Source organism: Parachitinimonas caeni (genome assembly GCF_030129945.1).
In the GTDB taxonomy this organism is placed as follows: Bacteria; Pseudomonadota; Gammaproteobacteria; order Burkholderiales; family Chitinimonadaceae; genus Parachitinimonas; species Parachitinimonas caeni.
The window spans coordinates 1-255 of sequence record NZ_JARRAF010000281.1 but is presented as its reverse complement, the minus strand read 5'-3'; the positions used below and the strand labels follow the sequence as shown (position 1 = coordinate 255).

General features: G+C 61.2%; 1 protein-coding gene. It reads left to right on the top strand.

Going from position 1 to position 255, the window contains the following annotated elements; genetic code table 11:
- Positions 1 to 255 (top strand): calcium-binding protein (locus PZA18_RS25895; protein WP_284103528.1); only part of this gene is annotated, 255 nt, incomplete at both ends.

Sequence of the window (255 nt, the reverse complement as noted above, 5' to 3'; positions counted from 1 at the left end):
AGATTGCCGGCACCACCGACCAAGTCACCGTCAAGAACTACTTCCTTGGCGGCGACAACCTGGTGACAAAGATCAAATTCAGCACCGGCGGCGAGTTCACCGCAGCGCAGATCCTCAACCTGTTCAAACTCAACCCCGACACCACCCAGAGCCCGGCGTATACCAATCTGCCGGACGAAGCGGCATTCGGGACCGTCTGGGCAGGCGTGGCGGGCAACCAGAACCTCATCGGCTCGTCCGATGCCGACCTGCTCG